This window comes from Gilvimarinus gilvus (assembly GCF_030518155.1).
In the GTDB taxonomy this organism is placed as follows: Bacteria; Pseudomonadota; Gammaproteobacteria; order Pseudomonadales; family Cellvibrionaceae; genus Gilvimarinus; species Gilvimarinus gilvus.
Window position 1 is genome coordinate 1 of the sequence record NZ_JAULRU010000587.1, and the last position, 413, is coordinate 413.

Genomic DNA, 413 nt, shown 5'->3' on the forward strand with positions numbered 1-413 from the left:
CACCCTGGGCCGGATGAATGCCATCAGCCTGCCTCAACTCTGGCACACCCCCTACCCCTTCAAGGAAAAACGGCACCAGCGGGACCTTTTTGTCCGCCGCCAACTGCTCATACACGTTGGCAAACGCACGGGTGTAGCGCACACCGTAATTGGGCGGCAGGCGCATGCCCAGCAGCACCACTTTGGCGCCAGCCTGCCGCGAGCGCTCGATCATCGAAGCAAGATTTTGTTGCAATTGCGCAGGCGGCTGCCCGCGCAGGCCATCGTTGCCGCCCAGCTCCAGTACCACCAGGCTGGGCTTATGCGCTGCAAGCAGCGCGGGCAAGCGCGCCTGGCCACCCGCACTGGTGTCGCCACTGATCGACGCGTTGACCACCTTGGCGTCGAAACCTTCCTTCTCCAGCCGGGTCTGC

General features: G+C 63.9%; 1 protein-coding gene. It reads right to left on the minus strand.

Annotation, left to right across the window (positions count from 1 at the left end):
* A partial coding sequence (locus QWI17_RS14830) for an arylesterase (protein WP_302723307.1) occupies positions 1 to 413 on the minus strand: 413 nt, incomplete at both ends.